This is a genomic window from Sphingobium cyanobacteriorum, assembly GCF_030580935.1.
Taxonomy (GTDB): Bacteria; Pseudomonadota; Alphaproteobacteria; order Sphingomonadales; family Sphingomonadaceae; genus Sphingobium; species Sphingobium cyanobacteriorum.
Genome location: NZ_JAUQOM010000002.1, coordinates 642,628 through 662,001 on the forward strand (window position 1 = coordinate 642,628; position 19,374 = coordinate 662,001).

Consider the following 19,374-nt stretch of genomic DNA (forward strand, 5'->3'; position numbering starts at 1 on the left):
GGGGTTGGCGATAGGCATGGAAGAACAGGACGGCGAAGGCAGGGTTCGCCGGGCATGGCTGCGCTGGCTGGGCGTTGGTACAGGGTCGCTGGCGCTGGTGCTTGTCGCGCTATGGACGCAGCGCGCGCCGATTGCCGAGAATTTCGTCAGCCGGGAACTGAACCGGCGTGGGGTGCAGGCCAATTATGACCTGATCGATGTGGGGCTGCGCACCCAGCGGATCGAAAATATCGTGCTGGGCGATCCCGCCCGGCCGGACCTGACCGCGCGCTGGGTGGAGGTCGACATCGCCTTTGTCGGACTGACGCCGCAGGTGGCGGCGGTGCGGGCGGGCGGGGTGCGGCTGCGCGGCAGTTACCATGACGGCGTGCTGCGCCTGGGCGAACTGGACAAGTTTCGCGATCCCGATTCGACCGCACCGTTCAGCCTGCCCGACATCCTCCTGTCGCTGGCGGATGCGCGCATGACGCTCGACACCGATGCCGGCCGCGTCGGGATGCAGATCGATGGCAGCGGCAATGTCCGGTCCGGTTTCCGGGGGCAGGTCGCCGCCGCCATGCCCCGCGCCGCGCTGCCCGGTTGCGGGCTGACGATGGCGCGGGCGATGGTCGCCATCGCCATGCAGCAGGGCCAGCCGCATCTGAGCGGCCCGATCAGCGCCGATGCGATCGCCTGCCGCGATGCCGGTGCGGCGATCGCGAAACCGGCGGCCATCGTCGACCTGACGCTGGGCAAGGCGTTCGATCGCTGGACCGGCCATGTCGACCTGACGGGGCAGGCATTGAAGGGCGCCGGGCTGGTGCTGGCGTCGCCCGACGGCCGGATCGATTTCGACGGCACGGCCGACCGGACCGGCGGCCGGATCAGGCTGGGCGCGAAGGCGCTGACCGGGCAGGGGGTGCTGTTGCGCGACGCGGCGCTGACCGGCGACTGGCTGGTGGCCGGGGATGGAAACAGCCTGACGGGGCAGATCGCCGGGCAGGATCTGCACCTGGCCGGGCGCGACCCGCTTGGTCCGCTGCGTGCCGCGACCGCGGGCACCCCGGTCGGGCCGCTGGCGGCGAAGCTGGCCGATGCGGTGCAACAGGCGGGCGCACGCAACCGGCTGCATACCGGCTTCGCCCTGGTGCAGAAGGGCGCTGGCGGCAGCCTGGTCGTGACCGATGGCGCGCTCGATGCAGGCAGCGGCGCGCGGATCGGCCTGGGCCAGGACAGTCGCGTCACGCTGGCGTGGCCGGGCCGGGCGGGAGGGGTGGACTGGGCGCTCGACGGCGCGCTGACCAGCGCAGGCGGCGGCCTGCCCAGGGCGGCGCTCAAACTGGCGCGGCGGCCGGGCGGCGGCTTTGGCGGGCAGTTGTTCGTCGATCCCTATGCGACGCGCGACGCGCGACTGGCGCTCGATACGGTGCGCTTCTCGGCGGATCGCGACGGCACGACCCGATTTGCGACGACGGCGCTGCGGCTCGACGGGCCGTTGCCCGACGGCCATCTGCGCGGCCTCAGCCTGCCGGTCGAAGGGCGGATCGCGGCCAATGGCGCGATCGCGATCAATCCGGGTTGCGTGCCGCTGTCGCTGGTGGAGGCGCGCTACGGCAATTTCGCGCTGGGCAGGACGCGGCAGACGCTCTGCCCGGTCGGCGCTGGCGGGATGGTCGCCACCGGGCCGGGCGGGGTCAGCGGCGGCGCGCTGATCCGCAACCTGGCGCTTGATGGCCGCAGCGGCGACAGCCCGATGCGCCTGACCGCCGATCAGGCGCGGCTGGTGCTGGGCCGGACCGGCTTTGCCATGCGCAACGCCGCGCTGGCGATCGGCCCGCAGGACGCGCTGGTTCGCCTGACCGCCGCCACGCTGGACGGGGCTATGCGTGGCGATGGCTTTGGCGGCACGCTGAACGGCGCGGGCGGGCAGATCGGCACGGTGCCGTTGATCGTGGAGCAGGGCGCGGGCGACTGGCGCTTTGCCGGGGGCGCGCTGGCGCTCAAGGCGGCGATGACGGTGCGCGATTCGCAAAGCCCGCCGCGCTTCAACCCGCTCACCGCGCCGGACTTCGCCCTGACCTTGAAGGATGGCCGCATCGCCGCCACCGGCACGCTGACCGCCCCGCGCGGCGGCGCGGCGGTGGCGACGCTCGCCATCGGCCATGCGCTGGGCAGCGGGAAGGGGCATGCCGACCTGATCGTGCCCGGCCTGGCCTTCAACGCCGGTCTGCAGCCCGAAGATATCACCCCGCTGGCGCTGGGCGTGGTCGCCAATGTGAACGCCAGGGTCACGGGGCAGGGGCGGATAGACTGGACGGGGGCGGCCGTCACCTCGACCGGCACCTTCCGCACCGACAATGCCAATCTGGCTGCTGCCTTCGGCCCGGTCGAAGGGCTGTCGGGCGAAATCCGCTTCACCGACCTGATCGGCATGATTACCGCGCCGGGGCAGGAAGTGACGATCCGATCGGTCAATCCGGGTGTCGAAGTGCATGACGGCAAAGTGCGCTACCGGCTGGAGGCCGGGCAGAAGGTGCGGATTGAGGGCGGCGGCTGGCCCTTTTCCGGCGGGGAACTGGTGCTGCTGCCCACCACCATGGATTTTTCCGCGGATGTCGATCGCTACCTGACCTTCCGTGTCATCGGGCTGGACGCGGGCGCCTTCATCCAGGCGATGGAACTGGACAATATCTCGGCCACCGGCACGTTCGACGGGATCATGCCCCTGATCTTCAATTCGCAGGGCGGGCGGATCGCGGGCGGGGTGCTGGTCGCGCGGCAGCAGGGGATGCCGCCGCTCATCATGCCCGAAGGGGTGCTGCCCTCCATTCCCTGCGACTCCGGTCGTCAGTCGGGCGTGCTCTCCTATGTCGGCCCGGTATCGAACGAACAACTCGGCACGATGGGGCGCATGGCCTTCGACGCGCTCAAGAATCTGCAATATAAATGCCTGACCATATTGATGGATGGCGCGCTGGACGGTGAAATGGTCACGAATGTCGTGTTCAACGGCGTCAATCGCGGGCAGCTGGGCGATGCGCCGGGCGGGATAGCCCGCAGCTTCGTGGGCCTGCCCTTCATCTTCAACGTCCGCATTTCCGCGCCTTTCCGGGGGCTGCTGGGCACGGCGCAATCCTTCATCGACCCGACCCAGACGATTCGCGACGAAATTGGCAAGCAGGCGCAGGAAAAGATGCGGGTGCAGGGCGCGCAAGGGCTTGCGGTTCAGCCTGTGGAAAGCGACAAGGCGGTAATTGAGGAACCGAAATGAAGAAACGAGCGATCATGACGGCCGGTTTCGCCGGTCTTGCCCTGGGGGGATGTATTCAGGTGAAGGCCCCCGACAAGCCCATCGAAATCAACCTGAATGTGAAGGTGCAGCAGGAAGTCGTGGTGCGCCTGCAACGCGACGCCCAGGATCTGATCCAGAATAACCCGGAGTTGTTCCCGCAATGACACGCAAGATGCTGATTGTCGCCGCCGCGCTGGCCATCGCCATGGGCGCGCCGGCTGTGGCCCAGTCCGGGCCGGTCGCCGCCGCGATGAGCGCCGGGACGGTGGGCGAACAGGCGGACGGTTATCTCGGCGTCGCCGGGTCGGTCGGCGCGGATGTGCGATCCGAAGTCGAATCGATCAACATCAAGCGCCGCGCCGCCTATACCCAGCTCGCCAGCCAGCGGGGCGTGACGGTGCAGGATGTCGCCGCCGCCACCGCCTGCCAGACGCTCAGCCGCCTGAAAACGGGACAGGTCTATCGCATCGGCGCGGGCGCATGGCAGACCAAGGGGGCGGGCGCGATCAGCCTGCCATCCTATTGCGCGACGGCGGGCTGATCGTCCGCCCGCGGGGAAGGATAGGGGGCCGATAATCGTGCCCCCTCCTTCGATCAGACGGTAATGACCGCGCGATCATAATTTCTGGCATAGGCATTTTCCACGCCCGTCAATATCTCGACAATGTGGAAATAGCGGTCCCAAAACGCCGTTTCGCGCAAATCTTCCACCAGCAGTTCATAGCCATGATGGCTGCGGGCGTCCCACATCCAGATGTCGGTGACGCGGGTTGCGTAAAATTCCACATCGAAAAAGCGCAACCGGACATTGGCGGCATGCTTTTCCAGGATGGGCGTGAACTGTTCGCGCAGCAAGGCGAAGCGGCGGTCGACGCTAAAGCCAAGCCATTCCGGCGATGTTTTGACCAGCATGAATATGGTCAGGGCGGGGTCGAACATCATGTCGTCAGCAGATATCGTCATCATGCATCCTTGCATCGGTGGTGGGTGCGATTATTGTGAGCGATCACTCGCAAAAGGCTACTCGCATTCCCGCCCCCTGCCGCCCCGATGACCGCCAGCATGTCGCCCCCCGGAAAATGCCCAGGCAGGCGCGCGCGGCGGCCACGGTGCAGGCGATCGTCGAAGCGGCCGCTCGCATATTGGAACAGGATGGACTCGCAGGGTTCACCACCAATGCCGTGGCGGATCGGGCCGGGGTCAGCATCGGTTCGCTCTATCAATATTTTCCGGGCAAGGACGCGCTTGTCGGCGCCCTGATCATCCGCGAAACATCACGCCTGATCGACGAGGTCGAGGGCGCATGCGCGCGGGCGGATGGCGTGGCGGCGCTGTCCGGCCTGATCGACGCCGCCGTGGCGCATCAGCTTCGGCGTCCGGCGCTGGCGCGCCTGCTCGATTTTGCCGAGCGGCGATTGTCGTTCGACCCGGATAGCCGGCGCGTGACCGATCGGCTGGAGGCCATGTTGCGCGATATACTCGGCCGCGCCGACCTGCCGCGACAGGAGGATGCCGGGATCGCGGCGCAGGATGTGTTCGCCATCGTCAAGGCCATGGTGGACACCGCCGGTGATCGGGAGGAGCAGGATTGTGCGGCCCTGCGTGTCCGCGTGAACCGGGCGGTATTCGGCTATCTCCGGGCAGGCGGGGGAGCAGGACTGTCCGACCGGGATGACGCGATTGCGCCCCGCAGGGCCGATCGGCATGCGGATGATGCCGAGCCGGGCCGCAGGCCGCAGCAGGCAGAATAGTGGTTGTTCGTGACGCTTGAAACGAGTCACGCGCCGCGTTGCAACGCAGTCTGTTCAAAGCCGATGAGCATCGCGAGCGCGAGAAACCGTCATTTGCAGGCCGTCAGGGCTGAATGTCGATTGGACCCTGGAACGTGCTGCACTTTAACCGGACGCAGGGCGCGCGCTCCGGTTTTTGTTTTCGCATCGTTTCTGACGGAAAACCGGGGCCGATTTTTCCGCACGATGCTCTGACGTCCTCGAACGCCCATGGGCCTGCCTGAAAACGACGCGCCTTGTTGTGGAAAGCGCTCAATCCCGTCCGCGTCGCCGGGGCCTTGCCGCGACAATCGCCCGTGCTTGCTCGCAAAAAGGCGCCAGAAAATCATATAATGGCCCGGTCAACTGGTCCGTGACCAGCGCATAGAGCATATATTGGCCGCGCTTGCGTTCGCGCACCAGGCCAGCCTGTTTCAGGATCGCCAGATGGCGGGAAATGGACGGCATGGCCATTTCGAAATTGTCGGCAATCTCGCCCACCGTCATCGGCTCGGCGAGCAGGTGATGCAGGATGCGGCGGCGCGGTTCTGAGGCCAGCGCCTTGAAGATCATGTCCATTCCCATTTAGCTAAATAGGAAAATATCTAAATGCAAGGCTGCGATCCCTTATGGTCCCAAAGGCCGGTTTTCGCGCTTTTGGGCGGGGTTGACACTGTCACCAACCCTTTCTAGAGGGGCCTCGCCTTGACGGGTGCAGCCGCAAGCGCCATGCCGACCCCCACGGGCTGAATGCCTGATGGAGATGATGCATGGCAGCGGACACACCCGGACAGGACCCGGCGGGCGAAGACTCGCGGATCGCTTCCCTTGAGGAGCGGATCGCGCAGGCGGAGCAAGTTGAAAAGGTCAGGCAGGGGGCGGTGGAGCAGCAGGCGGACGATGGATCGCGGCTGGGCAACCGGGTCCTTGCGGAACTGATCGGCGGTCTTGTCGGTGGTGCGCTGATCGGCTGGGTTCTTGACCGGCTGCTTGGCACGACACCCTGGCTCCTGCTCGTTTTTCTCGGTCTTGGGATCGTGGCGGCGTTCAGGAATATCATCAGATTGACGACGACGAAGCCGCCCGAAAAATAGGAGGCAGCGTCCTAGTCCGAATATTTGAACGTTACAGGGGTCAACGTGGCAGAATCCGGCAAAATCGATCCGATGCATCAATTTGCTATCGAACCTTTGTTCGGTACGGATCATCTGTCGCTTGGCGGCTTCAACATCGCCTTCACCAACAGCGCGCTCTACATGGTGCTCGCCGCTGTGGTGCTGTGGATCTTCGTGATCGGCGGGATGAAGCGCGAACTGGTGCCGGGCCGGTGGCAGATGGCGGTCGAATATATGACCGGCTTCATCAAGAACCTGCTGATCGCCAATATCGGCGACAAGGGCCGCAAATATATCCCCTACGTCTTCTCGCTGTTCATGTTCATCCTGCTGGCCAACCTGCTGGGCCTGCTGCCGCTGGGCCTGATCGGGATGCACCCCTTCACCTTCACCAGCCACTTCACCGCGACCGGCGTGCTCGCCATCATGAGCTTCTCGATCGTACTGATCGTCGGCTTCTGGAAGCATGGCCTGCACTTCTTCTCGCTGTTCGTGCCGCACGGCACGCCGATCGCGATGGTCGTGCCGCTCTTCGTCATCGAACTCGTGTCCTTCATGGTGCGTCCGTTCAGCCTGGGCCTGCGACTGTTCGTTGCGATGACCGCTGGCCACGTCCTGCTGAAGGTGCTGGCGGGTTTCGTCATCAACAGCGCCAACGCCTCGCCGGCGCTGGGTCTGACCGTGGGCACCGCCAGCTTCATCCTGATGATCGGCATCAGCGCGCTGGAAATGCTGGTCGCGGTCATCCAGGCCTATGTGTTCGCGCTGCTGACCTCGGTGTATCTGAACGATGCCGAGAACCTGCACTGAGTTTCACCTGATTTTCCTCAACTTTTAACTGATTTTACAAGGGAGTTTACGACATGGACGCAGAAGCCGCAAAGCTGCTCGGTGCTGGCCTGGCCGCGATCGGTGCGGGCATCGCCGCCCTCGGTGTGGGCAACGTGTTCAGCGCATTCCTGGAAGGCGCGCTGCGCAATCCGGGCGCCGCTGACGGCCAGCAGGGCCGCCTGTTCATCGGTTTCGCCGCGGCGGAACTTCTGGGTCTGCTGGCGTTCGTCATCGCCATGATCCTGGTGTTCGTGGCCTGACACACGAAATCGGGAGCGGGCAGGCGGCTTTGGCCGATAGCCTGCCCGCTTCCCCCATATTGACCGCCCTCTGACCGGACGGACCCGTAAAATGCCTCAAATCGCGCAAATTGCCGATACCTACTCCAGCCAGATTTTCTGGTTGCTGCTGACTTTCGGCTTCGTCTTCTTCGTCATTGGCCTCGGCATGGTGCCAAAGGTGCAGGGCACGGCGGACGCGCGCGACGCGAAGATCAGCGGCGATCTGGACGCGGCGAAGGCGGCCTTCGCCCGCGCCGACGAAGCGGAAGCGGACTATCGCGTTCGCGACGCCCAGAACCGCGCCGCCGCCCAGGCGGTCGTGGCCAAGGCGAAATCGGACGCGGCCAAAGCTTCGGAAACGAAGCTCGCCGCCGCCGACGCCGAAGTCGCGGGCAAGATCGCCGCGGCCGAAGCGCGTATCCAGGCCGCGAGCAACGCGGCGCTGGCCGAAATCGAAATCGTCGCCGCAGATGCGGCGCGTGACATGGTGGCTCGCATTTCCGGCGTGGAAGCGTCGGAGGATGCAGCCCGCAACGCAGTAAAGGCGGCACTGGCCCATGGCTGAGGCAGCATCCCATAGCGCGGCGCAGGTTCCGCACCTGAACGAAGCGATCCACAGCGAAGGCATGGAGCCGGTCGGCACCGTCGCCCATGAAGGTGTGGTTCCTCATACCGATCCCAAGGCGGTCGGCATGGACGCCACCGCCTGGGTCAGCCTGGCGATGGCGGCCTTCATCCTGATCCTGCTGGTCAAGAAGGTGCCCGCCATGATCGGCGGCGTGCTGGACGGCCGGATCGCGCAGATCAGGGAACAGCTTGCCGAAGCGACCCGGCTGCGCGCCGAGGCCGAAGCGCTCAAGGGCGAATATGAAGCCAAGCTGGCCGCTGCGACCGGCGAGGCCGACGCCATGCGCAAGGCCGCCGAGCATGAGGCCGAAGGGCTGATCGCCGACGCCAAGGCCAATGCCGAAGCGCTGGTCGCCCGTCGCCAGAAGATGGCGGAGGACAAGATCGGCGCTGCCGAACGTGCCGCCGTCGCCGGCATCCGCACCAAGGCGGTGAACGCGGCCACCGCCGCCGCCGCCGCCCTGATCGCCCAGGGCCATGATGCGAAGGCGGACAAGGCGCTGGTCGACAGTGCGATCACACGGCTGGGCACGATCAACTGATAGACCCTGCCGGAACCGGAAAAGGGCCGGTGCGGCGACGCACCGGCCCTTTTCGTTTGGCGATGATGATCGTTACAACGCCGGTGCGACAATCCGGCCCTGCAAAATTCGGCGGCTCCGGTCCTGCGCGCGGCGTGGATGGAGCGCGTCAGGCCACGATCAGGAAATCCGCGCTGGTGAGCGCCAGGCCGGTGGTCAGCCGCGCGAACAGGATCGCCGCACCCGCGCCGTTGCCATCCGCGTCATAGAAAAGGCCGCCGGTGGCGCTGTTGTAGAGGATGTGGTCGTCCGCGTCGGCGGCGCTGCCGCTCAGTCGAAATTCGCCGGCGGCGAGCGGGCCGGTGGCGCTGATCGCCGAAAAGACCGAGCGGCTGAGGCGGATCGTATCGTCGGCCACCGAAAAATCGGTGATGCGGTCGACATTGCCTGTCCCCGGCGTCGTGTCGAATCCGAAAATGTCGGACCCCGCGCCGCCGGTCAGCCGATCGCTCCCCAGCCCGCCACGCAGCACATTGTTGCCGCTGTTGCCGATCAGGCTGTTGGGCTGCGTATTGCCGACCGCGTTGATATTGGCGCTGCCGGTCAGCGTCAGGGTTTCGACATAGCGGCCGAGCAGGGTGTAGCTGACCGAGCTGAAAATAGCGTCGTCGCCCGATCCGCCGGCTTCGACCACGACGTCGCCGGCATTGTCGACATAATAGACATCATTGCCCTTGCCGCCTTCCAGCCGGTCGGCCCCGGCCGCGCCGTTCAATATGTCGTCAAGTGCGCCACCGATCAGGATATTGTCGAGCGCATTGCCGGTGAAGTCATGCGTGGCATTGCCGCTGGCGGTCAGATTTTCGACATTGTCGGCCAACATATAGACCGTCAGGGCCGTGCGGACGAGGTCGGTGCCGGCGTTCAGACCTTCCACCACTACATCGCCCGCAATATCCACGACATAGGTGTCGTTGCCCAGGCCGCCTTCCATCATGTCGCTGCCCGTCGCGCCGTTCAGGACATTATTGCCGGCATTGCCGATCAGCCGATTATCGAACCCGTTACCGGTCGCGTTGAGATTCGCCGATCCGACCAGTTCGATTTCCTCGACATTGATGCCGCCGAGCGAGAAGCTGATCGTGCTGATAACCCGGTCCAGTCCGCCGCCGGCCAGCGCTTCGGCTTCGATCCTGTCGCCGGCATTGTCGATATAATAGGTGTCGCCGCCCCATCCACCGCGCAATATGTCCGCGCCGGTGCCGCCGTCGAGAATGTCATCGCCGTCACCGCCGTTCAGGATATCCGCGCCGCCGTTGCCATACATGCTGTCCGCGCCGATGGTGCCGCCCACGGCATCGTCGCCAGCACCGCCGTTGACGGTGATGTTGTAGGTGTACGTCGCGCCCGCAAGGCTGAGCACGTTGCCGGCGTTCGACAGGTTGAAGACCTGCGCGTTGATCGACGTGCCGTTCATCGACACGCTGCCGCCGGTGGTCAGGGTGAAGGACTGGCCGGAAACGCTGGTCAGCGCGTCGAGCTGGGCAGCGGTCAGCTTCGTGTCGAAACCGAAATAGGATTGGGTCAGCGACTCGATCCCCGTCAGGGTCACGCCCGAAATATCGCCGTCGCTGTTGAAATTGAGGATCAGGCTGTCCTGGCCCGCGCCGCCATCATAGACTTCGCCTGTGACAATGTCCGACGCGCGATCGACCAGGATCACATCGTCGCCGTCGCCGCCATAGTGCAGGTCGAGGCCCGCGCCGCCGCCGCGCAGCGTGTCGTTGCCCGCGCCGGCGTTCAGCGTGTCGTTGCCGTCGCCGCCATCGAGCACATCGTCGCCGCTGCCGCCCGCCAGTACATCGTCGCCCGCCGTGCCGCTGCGTTCGACCGGGAAGCCGCCGATGCGGAACACGGTGCCACTGGTGTTGACGACGAAGGCTTCGCCGGGGGATTCGGGGATGAAGGCGATGCCGGACAGGCCACCGATGCCGGCCGGCAGGGTGATGGTGTCGCGGATCGTGCCGTCCACGGCCATCCGCTGCACGCTGTTATGGTCGCTGCTGACGACCCAGAGCGCGCCGGAAAAGGGATCGACATCCAGGTCGCCATAATTGACGGTGAAGCCGCTGGTGTCGGTAGGGAATTGGTCGATCACCGCGCCGGTGGCGGGGTCGATTTCCGCGATCAGATTGTCCAGCCCGGCGGCGGGCACCTTGTCCTGCACCACGAAGAAGGTGCCGGTCACAGGGTTATAGCTGCCGCCCACGACATGGTCGGAGCCGAAGGCGGTGATCAGCGAGGCGATCACCGCGCCTGTAGCGGGGTTGACCGCGTAGATTTCCACCACGCCGCTTTCGCCGTTGAACACCAGCATGCTGCCCGCCGGGACCAGCACGCCGTTCATCATGAAAGCGACCGGCACGCCATCCAGATCAAAATCATTGGCGCCACCGCCGGGCACGGCGTAGCTGCCCAGCGCGGTCCCGCTGCTGCTATAGCGAAAGATGTTGGCGCCGAACGCGCCATAGACCGACAGTTCGCCGGTTACACTGTCATAGCCGATGCCCACGGCGCTAATGCCGGCGTTGAATTGAGACATGATCGAGAGCATGATGGTGGTCCCCTCTTGCCGATTCCATGGTCCTGAAGCCGGGCGGAGGATAGGATAATCGGGCCGAACCGGCCAGCCTGTTCAGTCCTTTTTCATGACGAATAGTGTAGCATCGCAAGTAACGGACAAATTTGACTTTTCCCGCTTATGGTGCGGGCGCGGATATTTTGGACCGGGGCGCGGGGGGCGGCCGGTACGCCGCCATTGCGAAACCGGCGGCACGCGCTATCTCTGCCCCCATGTCCGGCCCCCAATCCCCCGACCGTTTCAACGAAGACAAGGCGAGCTTCACCGTTACCGGAAGCCAGCCGGATATCGACATGGGGGTGGAGGCGATCCGCACCACGCTCAGGACACTGCCGATCCGGCCCGGCGTCTATCGGATGCACGATGCGCGCGGCGATGTGCTCTATGTGGGCAAGGCGCGGGCACTGAAAAACCGCGTCGCCAACTACACCCAGGTCGACCGGCTGCCGCGGCGGCTCCAGCGCATGGTCGCCCAGACGCGCAGCATGACCATCGTGACCACCAACAGCGAAGCCGAAGCGCTGCTGCTGGAGGCGCAGCTCATCAAGCGCTATCGCCCGCCTTACAATGTCCTGCTGCGCGACGACAAAAGCTTCCCCTTCATCCTGCTGCGGGAGGATCATGATTTCCCCCGCGTGCAGAAGCATCGCGGCGCGCGCAAATATAAGGGGCGCTATTATGGTCCCTTCGCCAGCGCCGGATCGGTGACGCGGACGATCAACGCGTTGCAGAAACTGTTCCTGCTGCGAAGCTGTACCGACAGTTTCTTCGCCAACCGCTCACGGCCCTGCCTGCTCTATCAGATCAAGCGCTGTTCGGCGCCCTGTGTCGACCGGATCGACGCGGCGGGCTATGCCGAACTGGTGCAGGACGCGCAGGATTTCCTGGGCGGCAAGTCGACCGCCGTGCAGAAGAAGCTGGGCGCGGCGATGCAGGCGGCGTCCGACGCCATGGATTTCGAACAGGCGGCGGTGATCCGCGACCGGCTGAAGGCATTGACCTTCATTCAGGGGTCGCAGGCGATCAATGCCGAAGGGCTGGGCGACGCGGACATTTTCGCACTGGCAGAAAAGGGCGGGGCGATGTGCATCCAGGCCTTCTTCATTCGCGGCGGCCAGAATTGGGGGCATCGCAGCTTCTTCCCGGTCCACACCAACGATGTGGCGACCGACGAGGTGCTGGAAAGTTTCATGGCGCAATTTTACGAGGAAGTGCCGCCCCCGCGCCTGATCCTGACCGATCGCCAGCCCGCCGAATGCGAACTGATGGCGCTGGCGCTGGCCGAGCGGGCGGGCGGCAAGGTGCGGATCGAGGTGCCCCAGCGCGGCGAGCGCACCCGCCTGATCAAGCAGGCGCAGCGCAACGCGGTGGAGGCGCTCGACCGGCGGCTGGCGGAAACCACCAGCCAGGGCCGGATCATGGAGGACATGGTCGAGGCGTTCGGGCTGGACGGCGTGCCCGACCGGATCGAAATCTACGACAACAGCCATATCCAGGGCGCGCACGCACTGGGCGCGATGGTGGTCGCGGGGCCGGAGGGCTTCCGCAAATCGGCCTATCGCAAGTTCAACATGAAAGACCCCGCCATCTCGAACGACGATTTCGCCATGATGCGCGAAATGTTCGAACGGCGCTTTGGCCGTGCCCAAAAGGAAGACCCGGATCGCGACAGCGGCGAATGGCCCGACCTGGTGCTGATCGACGGCGGCAAGGGCCAGCTATCGGCCGCCCGCACGATGCTGGAGGAAATGGGGATCGAGGATGTGTGCATGATCGGCGTCGCCAAGGGGCCGCATCATGGCCGCGAGGGGCGGGAGGTTTTCCACCTGATGGACGGCCGGGAAATCAGCTTTCCGCTCAATCATCCGGTGCTGTTCTACCTCCAGCGCCTGCGCGACGAGGCGCACCGATTCGCCATCGGCGCGCACCGGGCGAAGCGCAGCAAGGCGATCACCGTCAGTTCGCTCGATGAAGTCCCCGGCATCGGCCCCGCGCGGAAAAAGGCGCTGCTCATGCACTTCGGCACGGCGCGGGCGGTGCGCGACGCCGCGCTGGAAGACCTGCAACGCGCGCCCGGCGTGTCGAAGGCGGTGGCGCAGCAGGTCTATGATTATTTCCATGGCTGACGCGGCCTTGCCGGCAACGCATGCGGAGGGGACATGCCTGTCTTTTCTGTCCCATCGCCTGATGGATGGGGCGCGCCTGCTTCCCGGTTGCCATTGCCCCGGAAAGCCCGATGACGGTGTGAACTTCGACCTGTCGCGTCCGACAGGCGCGCCATGGTCGCGCCGATCTGCTGCGGCAGGCCTGTTTCTCCCTTTCCAGGCCAATCCTTTGCTTGCGCCTGCGTCCACGCCGCCTATCTCTGTCGTCTTGTCCGAATCGCATCAATCGAAAGCCTGATATGACCGCCACCCACAGCACCCGCATGTTGATTCTCGGTTCCGGCCCGGCCGGGCTTTCCGCCGCCATCTATGGCGCGCGTGCGGGATTGGCGCCGATCGTGGTGCAGGGCATGCAGCCGGGCGGGCAGCTTACCATCACTACCGATGTCGAAAATTACCCCGGCTTCCGCGACGTGATCCAGGGTCCGTGGCTGATGGAGCAGATGCAGGCGCAGGCCGAGCATGTCGGCGCGCAGATGATGTATGACCAGATCGTCGACATCGACCTGTCCGAACGGCCCTTCAGGCTGACGGGGGACAGCGGCACCCTCTATGTCGCCGACACGCTCGTCATCTGCACCGGCGCGCAGGCCAAATGGCTGGGGGTCGAAGGCGAAGAGCATTTGCAGGGCAAGGGCGTCAGCGCCTGCGCGACCTGCGACGGCTTTTTCTATCGCGGCAAGAAGGTGGTGGTCATCGGCGGCGGCAACACCGCGGTCGAGGAAGCGCTCTACCTTACCAACCACAGCCATGACGTGACCCTGATCCACCGCCGCGATTCACTGCGCGCGGAAAAGATCCTGCAACAGCGGCTCCATGCCCATCCCCATATCAAGGTGCTGTGGAACAAGGCGGTCGATCGCTTCGTCGGCGGCGGCACGCCGGAAGGGCTGGTGGGCGTCGACCTCACCGACACGGTGACGGGCGAAAAGAGCCATGAGCCGACCGATGGCGGTTTCGTCGCCATTGGCCATCATCCCGCGACCGAATTGTTCACGGGCAAGCTGCCGCTTGATGAAGGCTATATCGTGGTGGAAAAGGGCACGACCCGCACGGCAATTCCCGGCGTGTTCGCGGCGGGCGATGTCACCGACAAGATTTATCGTCAGGCCGTGACGGCGGCGGGCATGGGCTGCATGGCCGCGCTCGACGTGGAGAAATTCCTGGCCGAAGCCGATTTCGAACAGTTGGTGGAGGCGTAAGCCTTCCACGGGCGAAGGTCGGCTCTAGCCGATCTTCGCCTGGGCGAACGCCACCAGCGACCCGAAGGTTTCGAACGTGTCGCCGTCGATATCCTCATCGTCGATCAGGATGCCCAGGCGATCTTCCATCTCGGTGAGCAGGCCGGCGACCGCCATGGAATCGAGTTCGGGCAGCGCGCCGAACAGCGGCGTGTCCGCGTCGAAAGCATCGACCTGAGCCTGCGGCAGGTTGAGCACATCGCGCAACAATGCCCGCATCAGGCTGTCCAGATCGGCGTTCCGGTCGACCGGCTGAGAATTTTGCGCCCGCATAGTGGCTGTCCCCTAATGCCTCCTGGCCTAACCTACAAGCGCGGAAATGGCGGTGCGCGCCGCCGGCAACCATGCGGAGGCGCAGCGCGGGTTGAAGGCGTCGATCCGCTGGAGGGGGATGCGCCGCTCCATCCAGTCGGTTTTATAGCCATTATCGCCGGTCCCATAGTCGATCCTGTCGACCCGATCCTGATCAATGGCTTGCGCGAACATGGCGTGGCTCAACAAGGTGCCGGGCGATCCGTTATCGCAACCACGATCATGGCTGAGCTTGTGGATCAGCGCGACGCCCCCCTCGACGGTCCAGAACTGCGTCGCCACCGGGTGCCCGTCCGCACGGGCGAATCCCAGCCGCAACGTCCCCGCCGCGCTCTCCCGCATGGCCAGCTCATGCAGGAAATCCAGTCCCGACGCTGGCTCCGCCTCCTTCCAGCTACGGGCATGGACCTGAACATAGTCGCGCCACAGATCGTCGGTCAGCCGGTCGCTGATCGACAAGGCGAAGGGGGTGCCGCGCCCCTTGCGCTTCACCAGGTTGCGCAGCCGGCCGGGGCGCGCCGCCCAATAGTCGGCAAAGCTGCGGCCCTGAACATCCAGCACATGCCGCCCGCCCATGGCCCGCTGCACGGCGAACCATCCGGCATGGCGCAGCGCGGCCAGCAGCGGCGCGGCCTGCTCCAGGGGATAGAGGTCGATCTGCGCGCAGGTCGTCAGCAGGTGCCGGGCGGCCATGTCCAGCAGCCGTTGCTGTGCGGCCTCGTCTGGCGTGCCCAGAAAGATCGGCGCCCAGGAAAAACTATACCAGTTGGCCAGCGCGCTCACCCGGCGCGGCGTGGGAGAAAGAAGAAACAGCCAGACTTCCCGGCTATCTTCCTGTGCGCACAGGATGCGGACGGGCGTATCGGGAAAGCAATGATGGCGCAGCGCGGCGAACCAGTCGAGCCGGTCGAACAGCGGCGCACAGGCACGATCCAGCCGACCGGCCATTGCCTGTCGCACGCCATCGATGCTGTGATATTCCCTTGGCGCCCGCAACCGACTATCTCCGCCTTCGTCGCGGGCAAGCATAGGAGAAGAATCTGCATATGGAGTTAAGCGTCCGTGCCCGATTCTGACCCGGTGATCGATGGCGCTTTGCTGCGACCGATCGACCATCTGCTGTTGCGCGGCGATCCGGCGCGCCTGGCGCTGGATGGTCGTTCGGGCAGCTATGACTATGCCGAACTGGAACAGACGCTGGGGCGGCTGGCGGGCTGGCTGGCGGGTTTCGGGCTGGCGAAGGGCGCGCGCGTGGCAAGCTGGATCGCCAAGGGGCCGGTCGCCGCGCTGATGCCGCTGGCCGCGCCGCGCGCGGGCCTTGTCCATGTGCCGGTCAACCCGCTGCTCAAACATGCCCAGGTCGCGCATATATTGGCGGACAGCGGCGCGCACCTGCTGATCGGCACGGCGGCGCGGCTCGACAGCCTCCAGCCGGGGGACGTGCCCGCCCATTGCCGATTGCACCGCGAGGAGGACGCCGCCTGCGCGATGAGCGGGGGGCAGGGAATCGGCCCGTCGACCGCCGCGCCGGATGATCTGGCGGCGATCCTCTACACCAGCGGTTCGACCGGCCGGCCCAAGGGCGTGATGCTGACCCACGCCAATCTCTGGCTGGGCGCAGTGGCGGTGGCCGATTATCTCAAGCTGACGGCGGATGATCGCACCGCCTGCGTCCTGCCCTTCAGCTTCGACTATGGGCAGAACCAGCTATTGTCGACCTGGTATGCCGGGGGGTGTGTCTATCCGCTCGATTATCTCACCCCGCGCGACGTGATGAAGCTGGTCGACCGGCGCGACATCACGACGCTGGCCGGGGTGCCGCCGCTCTGGGTGCAACTGACCGAACTGGACTGGCCGGCGCAGGTGGCGGCCAGGCTCAAGCGCCTGACCAACAGCGGCGGGGCGCTGACCCGGCCATTGGTCGCCAGGCTGCGCGCGCTTTTTCCTGAGGCCGACCTCTATCCCATGTATGGCCTGACCGAAGCGTTCCGTTCCACCTATCTGCCGCCCGCGCTGGTGGACAGCCATCCCGATTCGATGGGCCGGGCCATTCCGTTCGCCGAGATATTGGTGGTGCGCCCCGATGGCCGCATCACCGATGACGGCGAGCCGGGCGAACTGGTCCATTGCGGCCCGCTGGTGGCGCAGGGCTATTGGCGCGATCCGGCCCGCACCGCCGAACGGTTCAGGCCCGCGCCGGCGGTGTCGCGCTATGGCGGCATGGCGGTCTGGTCTGGCGACACGGTGCGGCGCGATGCCGACGGCCTGCTCTATTTCGTCGGCCGCGACGACGCGATGATCAAGTCCGCCGGCAACCGCATCAGCCCGACCGAGGTGGAGGAGGCCGCGCTCGCCGTGCCCGGTGTCGCCGAAGCGGTGGCGCTGGGCATCAGGGACGAACGACTGGGGCAGGCGGTGCGCCTGCTGCTGCGGTCGGCGGACGGGGCGGTCGCGGATGCGGTCGCTGCCCACCTCAAACAGGAATTGCCCAATTTCATGCAGCCCAGGGACATGATCGTGCTGACCCAGTTTCCCCGCAATCCCAATGGCAAGATCGACCGGGTCGCGCTGGCGAAGGAGCATGGCGCATGAAGCCGATGGGACCGATCCCGGCCTGGTTCGCGGACGAAGAGGGGATGCTGCTGATCGGCGGCTGCGGCGCGGCCAGCCTGGTGGACGAAGCGGGGGACACGCCGCTGTTCGTCTATGACATGGCGATCGTGGAGGCGCAGGTCCGCCGCTTCCGCGATGCGATGCCCAGGGCGGTGCATCTCCATTATGCGGTGAAAGCCAATCCCTATGCGCCGCTGCTGGCGCGGATGGCGGGTCAGGTCGACGGCTTCGACATTGCTTCGGGTGGCGAGCTCGACATGGCGCTCAAGGCCGGGATGGCGCCGGATCGGATCAGTTTCGCCGGGCCGGGCAAGCGCAATGACGAACTGGAAGCGGCGATCTTCGCCGGTGTCACGATCAACCTGGAGTCGGAGGGGGAGGGGCGTCGCGCGCTCATGGCGGCGCAGAAGGTCGGCAAGCCGCCGCGCGTCGCGGTGCGCGTGAACCCGGATTTCGACCTGAAAGGATCGGGGATGAAGATGGGCGGCGGCGCCAAGCCCTTCGGTGTCGACGCTGACCGGGCGGCGGCGCTGGCGCGGGCGATGATCGATGCCGGGGCGGACTGGCAGGGCTGGCATATTTTCGCGGGCAGCCAGAATCTCGATCCGCTGGCGATCATCGCGACGCAGGCGGCGACGATCGCGCTCGCTGGGCGCCTTTCCGACACGGTTGGCTTGGCCCCGCCGCTGGTCAATCTGGGCGGCGGCTTTGGGCTGGCCTATTTCCCCGGCGACGACCGGCTCGACATACGGCCGATCGGCGTGGCGCTGGACAGCGCGCTGGACAGTTTGCCCGATATTCTGAAAGGCAGCGCCTTTGCCATCGAACTGGGCCGCTGGCTGGTGGGCGAAGCCGGTGTCTATCTGACCCGCGTGGTCGATGTGAAGGTCAGCCAGGGCGAAACCTTCATCGTCGTGGATGGCGGGCTGCACCATCAACTGGCCGCCAGCGGCAATTTCGGCACCGTGGTCCGCCGCAACTATCCGATCGCCATCGCCAACCGCTTCGGCGCGGCCCCGGCTGCGCAGCCGGTGACGGTCGTGGGATGCCTGTGCACCCCGATCGACCGGCTGGGGGACAAGGTGGCGCTGCCGCCGGTCAGCGAAGGCGATCTTGTCGCCATCTTCCTGGCGGGGGCCTATGGCGCATCGGCAAGCCCCTCCGCATTTCTGGGGCATCCAAGTCCTCGTGAACTTTTACTTGGCTGAATTGCGCAACACTTAACTCCTAACGGTATCTTTACCCTTTCACGGCAAGAAGAAGCCCAAAGCCATGTGATGGCGGGCGGCCTTCCCCTTTTCGGCCACCGATCGCGCATGGTCCGACAAAGGGGTTAGGTTATGCGTTTCAACTCGGTTTCCAGGCTTCTGATCGGCGCGTCGCTGCCTGTGGTCGCGCTGTCGGGCTGCGCGTCCGGCGGGTCCGGGCCACAACTGCCGCCGGCTTCCTTCGTGTCGACCCAGGAAGGGCCGGGCGAGGAATATGTCATCGGCCCGCTGGACGACCTGACCATCTTCGTGTGGCGCAACGCCGAACTGGGCGCCAAGGTGCAGGTGCGCCCCGATGGGCGCATCACCACCCCGCTGATCACCGACATGCCGGCCGTGGGCAAGACGCCCAAGATGCTGGCCGAGGATATCAAGCTGGCGCTGTCGCAATATATCGAAAACCCGCTGGTGTCGGTAATCGTCAACAATTTCAACGGCACCTACAGCCAGCAGGTGCGGATTGTCGGCGCCACCGAAAAGCCGGCCTCCATTCCCTATCGCGCCAACATGACCCTGCTGGACGCGATGATATCGGTCGGCGGCCTGTCCGAATATGCGGCCGGCAATCGCGGCCGGCTGATCCGTTTCGACAAGGCGACCGGCAAGCAGAAGGAATATCAGGTCCGCTTGAACGACCTGCTCAAGAAGGGCGATACGCGCGCCAATGTGCTGCTGTCGCCCGGTGACGTCATCATCATCCCAGAAAGCATGTTCTGATC

At 65.5% G+C, this 19,374-nt stretch carries 19 protein-coding genes; 14 read left to right on the plus strand and 5 right to left on the minus strand.

Annotated elements, in window-relative coordinates; all coding sequences use genetic code 11:
• Positions 1-16: 16 nt before the first annotated feature.
• From Q4610_RS08120 to Q4610_RS08130, 3 genes are read left to right on the plus strand one after another with little or no spacing between them, the layout of a single operon-like run.
• Positions 17-3,250 (plus strand): intermembrane phospholipid transport protein YdbH family protein, encoded by a 3,234-nt coding sequence (locus Q4610_RS08120; protein ID WP_304535469.1) that lies wholly within the window; start codon positions 17-19, stop codon positions 3,248-3,250.
• Positions 3,247-3,435 (plus strand): YnbE family lipoprotein, encoded by a 189-nt coding sequence (locus Q4610_RS08125; protein ID WP_304535470.1) that lies wholly within the window; start codon positions 3,247-3,249, stop codon positions 3,433-3,435. The genes Q4610_RS08120 and Q4610_RS08125 overlap by 4 nt, the downstream gene beginning before the upstream one ends.
• Positions 3,432-3,812: a YdbL family probable chaperone protein gene (locus tag Q4610_RS08130; RefSeq protein WP_304535471.1), complete on the plus strand. Its 381-nt coding sequence runs from the start codon at positions 3,432-3,434 to the stop codon at positions 3,810-3,812. Before Q4610_RS08125 ends, Q4610_RS08130 begins: the two co-directional genes overlap by 4 nt.
• Before the next feature lie 53 nt (positions 3,813-3,865).
• Here Q4610_RS08130 and Q4610_RS08135 read toward each other — a convergent pair whose 3' ends face one another.
• Positions 3,866-4,234, minus strand: a complete 369-nt coding sequence (locus Q4610_RS08135; RefSeq protein WP_304535472.1) for a darcynin family protein — start codon at positions 4,232-4,234, stop codon at positions 3,866-3,868.
• Positions 4,235-4,269: 35 nt separating this feature from the next.
• Between Q4610_RS08135 and Q4610_RS08140 the strand changes: the two genes are divergently transcribed.
• Positions 4,270-5,022, plus strand: a complete 753-nt coding sequence (locus Q4610_RS08140) for a TetR/AcrR family transcriptional regulator (RefSeq protein WP_304535473.1) — start codon at positions 4,270-4,272, stop codon at positions 5,020-5,022.
• Positions 5,023-5,313: 291 nt separating this feature from the next.
• Here the strand turns inward: Q4610_RS08140 and Q4610_RS08145 are convergent, their stop codons facing one another.
• A complete protein-coding gene (locus tag Q4610_RS08145; RefSeq protein ID WP_304535474.1) occupies positions 5,314-5,613 on the minus strand; it encodes a metalloregulator ArsR/SmtB family transcription factor in 300 nt (99 codons plus the stop codon).
• A gap of 197 nt (positions 5,614-5,810) precedes the next feature.
• On the opposite strand from Q4610_RS08145, the gene Q4610_RS08150 reads away from it, so the two are divergent.
• The 5 genes from Q4610_RS08150 to Q4610_RS08170 all read left to right on the plus strand — a co-directional run bounded on the left by Q4610_RS08150 (position 5,811) and on the right by Q4610_RS08170 (position 8,436).
• Positions 5,811-6,134, plus strand: a complete 324-nt coding sequence (locus Q4610_RS08150) for an AtpZ/AtpI family protein (RefSeq protein WP_304535475.1) — start codon at positions 5,811-5,813, stop codon at positions 6,132-6,134.
• Positions 6,135-6,206: 72 nt separating this feature from the next.
• The gene (locus tag Q4610_RS08155; RefSeq protein WP_482241488.1) at positions 6,207-6,965 is read left to right on the plus strand and encodes a F0F1 ATP synthase subunit A; all 759 of its coding nucleotides are present in this window, start codon (positions 6,207-6,209) and stop codon (positions 6,963-6,965) included.
• 53 nt (positions 6,966-7,018) lie between these two features.
• A complete protein-coding gene (locus tag Q4610_RS08160) occupies positions 7,019-7,246 on the plus strand; it encodes a F0F1 ATP synthase subunit C (protein ID WP_006961951.1) in 228 nt (75 codons plus the stop codon).
• Positions 7,247-7,337: 91 nt separating this feature from the next.
• Positions 7,338-7,832: a F0F1 ATP synthase subunit B family protein gene (locus tag Q4610_RS08165; RefSeq protein ID WP_304535477.1), complete on the plus strand. Its 495-nt coding sequence runs from the start codon at positions 7,338-7,340 to the stop codon at positions 7,830-7,832.
• On the plus strand, positions 7,825-8,436 hold the full coding sequence (locus Q4610_RS08170) for a F0F1 ATP synthase subunit B family protein (protein ID WP_304535478.1): 612 nt from the start codon (positions 7,825-7,827) through the stop codon (positions 8,434-8,436). Before Q4610_RS08165 ends, Q4610_RS08170 begins: the two co-directional genes overlap by 8 nt.
• Positions 8,437-8,584: 148 nt before the next feature.
• Here the strand turns inward: Q4610_RS08170 and Q4610_RS08175 are convergent, their stop codons facing one another.
• Complete coding sequence (locus tag Q4610_RS08175) at positions 8,585-11,017, minus strand: beta strand repeat-containing protein (RefSeq protein ID WP_304535479.1); 2,433 nt, start codon at positions 11,015-11,017, stop codon at positions 8,585-8,587.
• Positions 11,018-11,268: 251 nt separating this feature from the next.
• Here Q4610_RS08175 and uvrC point away from each other — a divergent pair, with 251 nt between their 5' ends.
• Both uvrC and trxB read left to right on the plus strand, forming a co-directional pair.
• The gene (gene uvrC, locus Q4610_RS08180) at positions 11,269-13,182 is read left to right on the plus strand and encodes an excinuclease ABC subunit UvrC (RefSeq protein WP_304535480.1); all 1,914 of its coding nucleotides are present in this window, start codon (positions 11,269-11,271) and stop codon (positions 13,180-13,182) included.
• A gap of 278 nt (positions 13,183-13,460) precedes the next feature.
• On the plus strand, positions 13,461-14,423 hold the full coding sequence (gene trxB / locus Q4610_RS08185) for a thioredoxin-disulfide reductase (RefSeq protein ID WP_304535481.1): 963 nt from the start codon (positions 13,461-13,463) through the stop codon (positions 14,421-14,423).
• 24 nt (positions 14,424-14,447) lie between these two features.
• Here trxB and Q4610_RS08190 read toward each other — a convergent pair whose 3' ends face one another.
• Both Q4610_RS08190 and Q4610_RS08195 read right to left on the minus strand, forming a co-directional pair.
• The gene (locus Q4610_RS08190; RefSeq protein ID WP_304535482.1) at positions 14,448-14,735 is read right to left on the minus strand and encodes an acyl carrier protein; all 288 of its coding nucleotides are present in this window, start codon (positions 14,733-14,735) and stop codon (positions 14,448-14,450) included.
• Positions 14,736-14,762: 27 nt separating this feature from the next.
• Positions 14,763-15,770 (minus strand): GNAT family N-acetyltransferase, encoded by a 1,008-nt coding sequence (locus tag Q4610_RS08195; RefSeq protein WP_304535483.1) that lies wholly within the window; start codon positions 15,768-15,770, stop codon positions 14,763-14,765.
• An 84-nt stretch (positions 15,771-15,854) separates the two neighbouring features.
• Between Q4610_RS08195 and Q4610_RS08200 the strand changes: the two genes are divergently transcribed.
• From Q4610_RS08200 to Q4610_RS08210, 3 genes are all read left to right on the plus strand, one after another.
• The gene (locus tag Q4610_RS08200; protein ID WP_304535583.1) at positions 15,855-17,366 is read left to right on the plus strand and encodes an acyl-CoA ligase (AMP-forming), exosortase A system-associated; all 1,512 of its coding nucleotides are present in this window, start codon (positions 15,855-15,857) and stop codon (positions 17,364-17,366) included.
• Positions 17,363-18,595: a pyridoxal-dependent decarboxylase, exosortase A system-associated gene (locus Q4610_RS08205; protein WP_304535484.1), complete on the plus strand. Its 1,233-nt coding sequence runs from the start codon at positions 17,363-17,365 to the stop codon at positions 18,593-18,595. The genes Q4610_RS08200 and Q4610_RS08205 overlap by 4 nt, the downstream gene beginning before the upstream one ends.
• Positions 18,596-18,727: 132 nt before the next feature.
• Complete coding sequence (locus Q4610_RS08210) at positions 18,728-19,372, plus strand: XrtA/PEP-CTERM system exopolysaccharide export protein (protein ID WP_304535485.1); 645 nt, start codon at positions 18,728-18,730, stop codon at positions 19,370-19,372.
• The last annotated feature ends 2 nt before the right edge of the window (positions 19,373-19,374 follow it).

Excerpts from the sequence above, each read along its gene's own strand:
- Q4610_RS08120 (WP_304535469.1), top strand. The coding sequence starts at position 17 with ATGGAAGAACAGGACGGCGAAGGCAGGGTTCGCCGGGCATGGCTGCGC.
- Q4610_RS08125 (WP_304535470.1), top strand. The coding sequence starts at position 3,247 with ATGAAGAAACGAGCGATCATGACGGCCGGTTTCGCCGGTCTTGCCCTG.
- Q4610_RS08130 (WP_304535471.1), top strand. The coding sequence starts at position 3,432 with ATGACACGCAAGATGCTGATTGTCGCCGCCGCGCTGGCCATCGCCATG.
- Q4610_RS08135 (WP_304535472.1), bottom strand. The coding sequence starts at position 4,234 with ATGACGATATCTGCTGACGACATGATGTTCGACCCCGCCCTGACCATA.
- Q4610_RS08145 (WP_304535474.1), bottom strand. The coding sequence starts at position 5,613 with ATGATCTTCAAGGCGCTGGCCTCAGAACCGCGCCGCCGCATCCTGCAT.
- Q4610_RS08150 (WP_304535475.1), top strand. The coding sequence starts at position 5,811 with ATGGCAGCGGACACACCCGGACAGGACCCGGCGGGCGAAGACTCGCGG.
- Q4610_RS08155 (WP_482241488.1), top strand. The coding sequence starts at position 6,207 with ATGCATCAATTTGCTATCGAACCTTTGTTCGGTACGGATCATCTGTCG.
- Q4610_RS08160 (WP_006961951.1), top strand. The coding sequence starts at position 7,019 with ATGGACGCAGAAGCCGCAAAGCTGCTCGGTGCTGGCCTGGCCGCGATC.
- Q4610_RS08165 (WP_304535477.1), top strand. The coding sequence starts at position 7,338 with ATGCCTCAAATCGCGCAAATTGCCGATACCTACTCCAGCCAGATTTTC.
- Q4610_RS08170 (WP_304535478.1), top strand. The coding sequence starts at position 7,825 with ATGGCTGAGGCAGCATCCCATAGCGCGGCGCAGGTTCCGCACCTGAAC.
- Q4610_RS08175 (WP_304535479.1), bottom strand. The coding sequence starts at position 11,017 with ATGTCTCAATTCAACGCCGGCATTAGCGCCGTGGGCATCGGCTATGAC.
- uvrC (WP_304535480.1), top strand. The coding sequence starts at position 11,269 with ATGTCCGGCCCCCAATCCCCCGACCGTTTCAACGAAGACAAGGCGAGC.
- trxB (WP_304535481.1), top strand. The coding sequence starts at position 13,461 with ATGACCGCCACCCACAGCACCCGCATGTTGATTCTCGGTTCCGGCCCG.
- Q4610_RS08190 (WP_304535482.1), bottom strand. The coding sequence starts at position 14,735 with ATGCGGGCGCAAAATTCTCAGCCGGTCGACCGGAACGCCGATCTGGAC.
- Q4610_RS08205 (WP_304535484.1), top strand. The coding sequence starts at position 17,363 with ATGAAGCCGATGGGACCGATCCCGGCCTGGTTCGCGGACGAAGAGGGG.
- Q4610_RS08210 (WP_304535485.1), top strand. The coding sequence starts at position 18,728 with ATGCGTTTCAACTCGGTTTCCAGGCTTCTGATCGGCGCGTCGCTGCCT.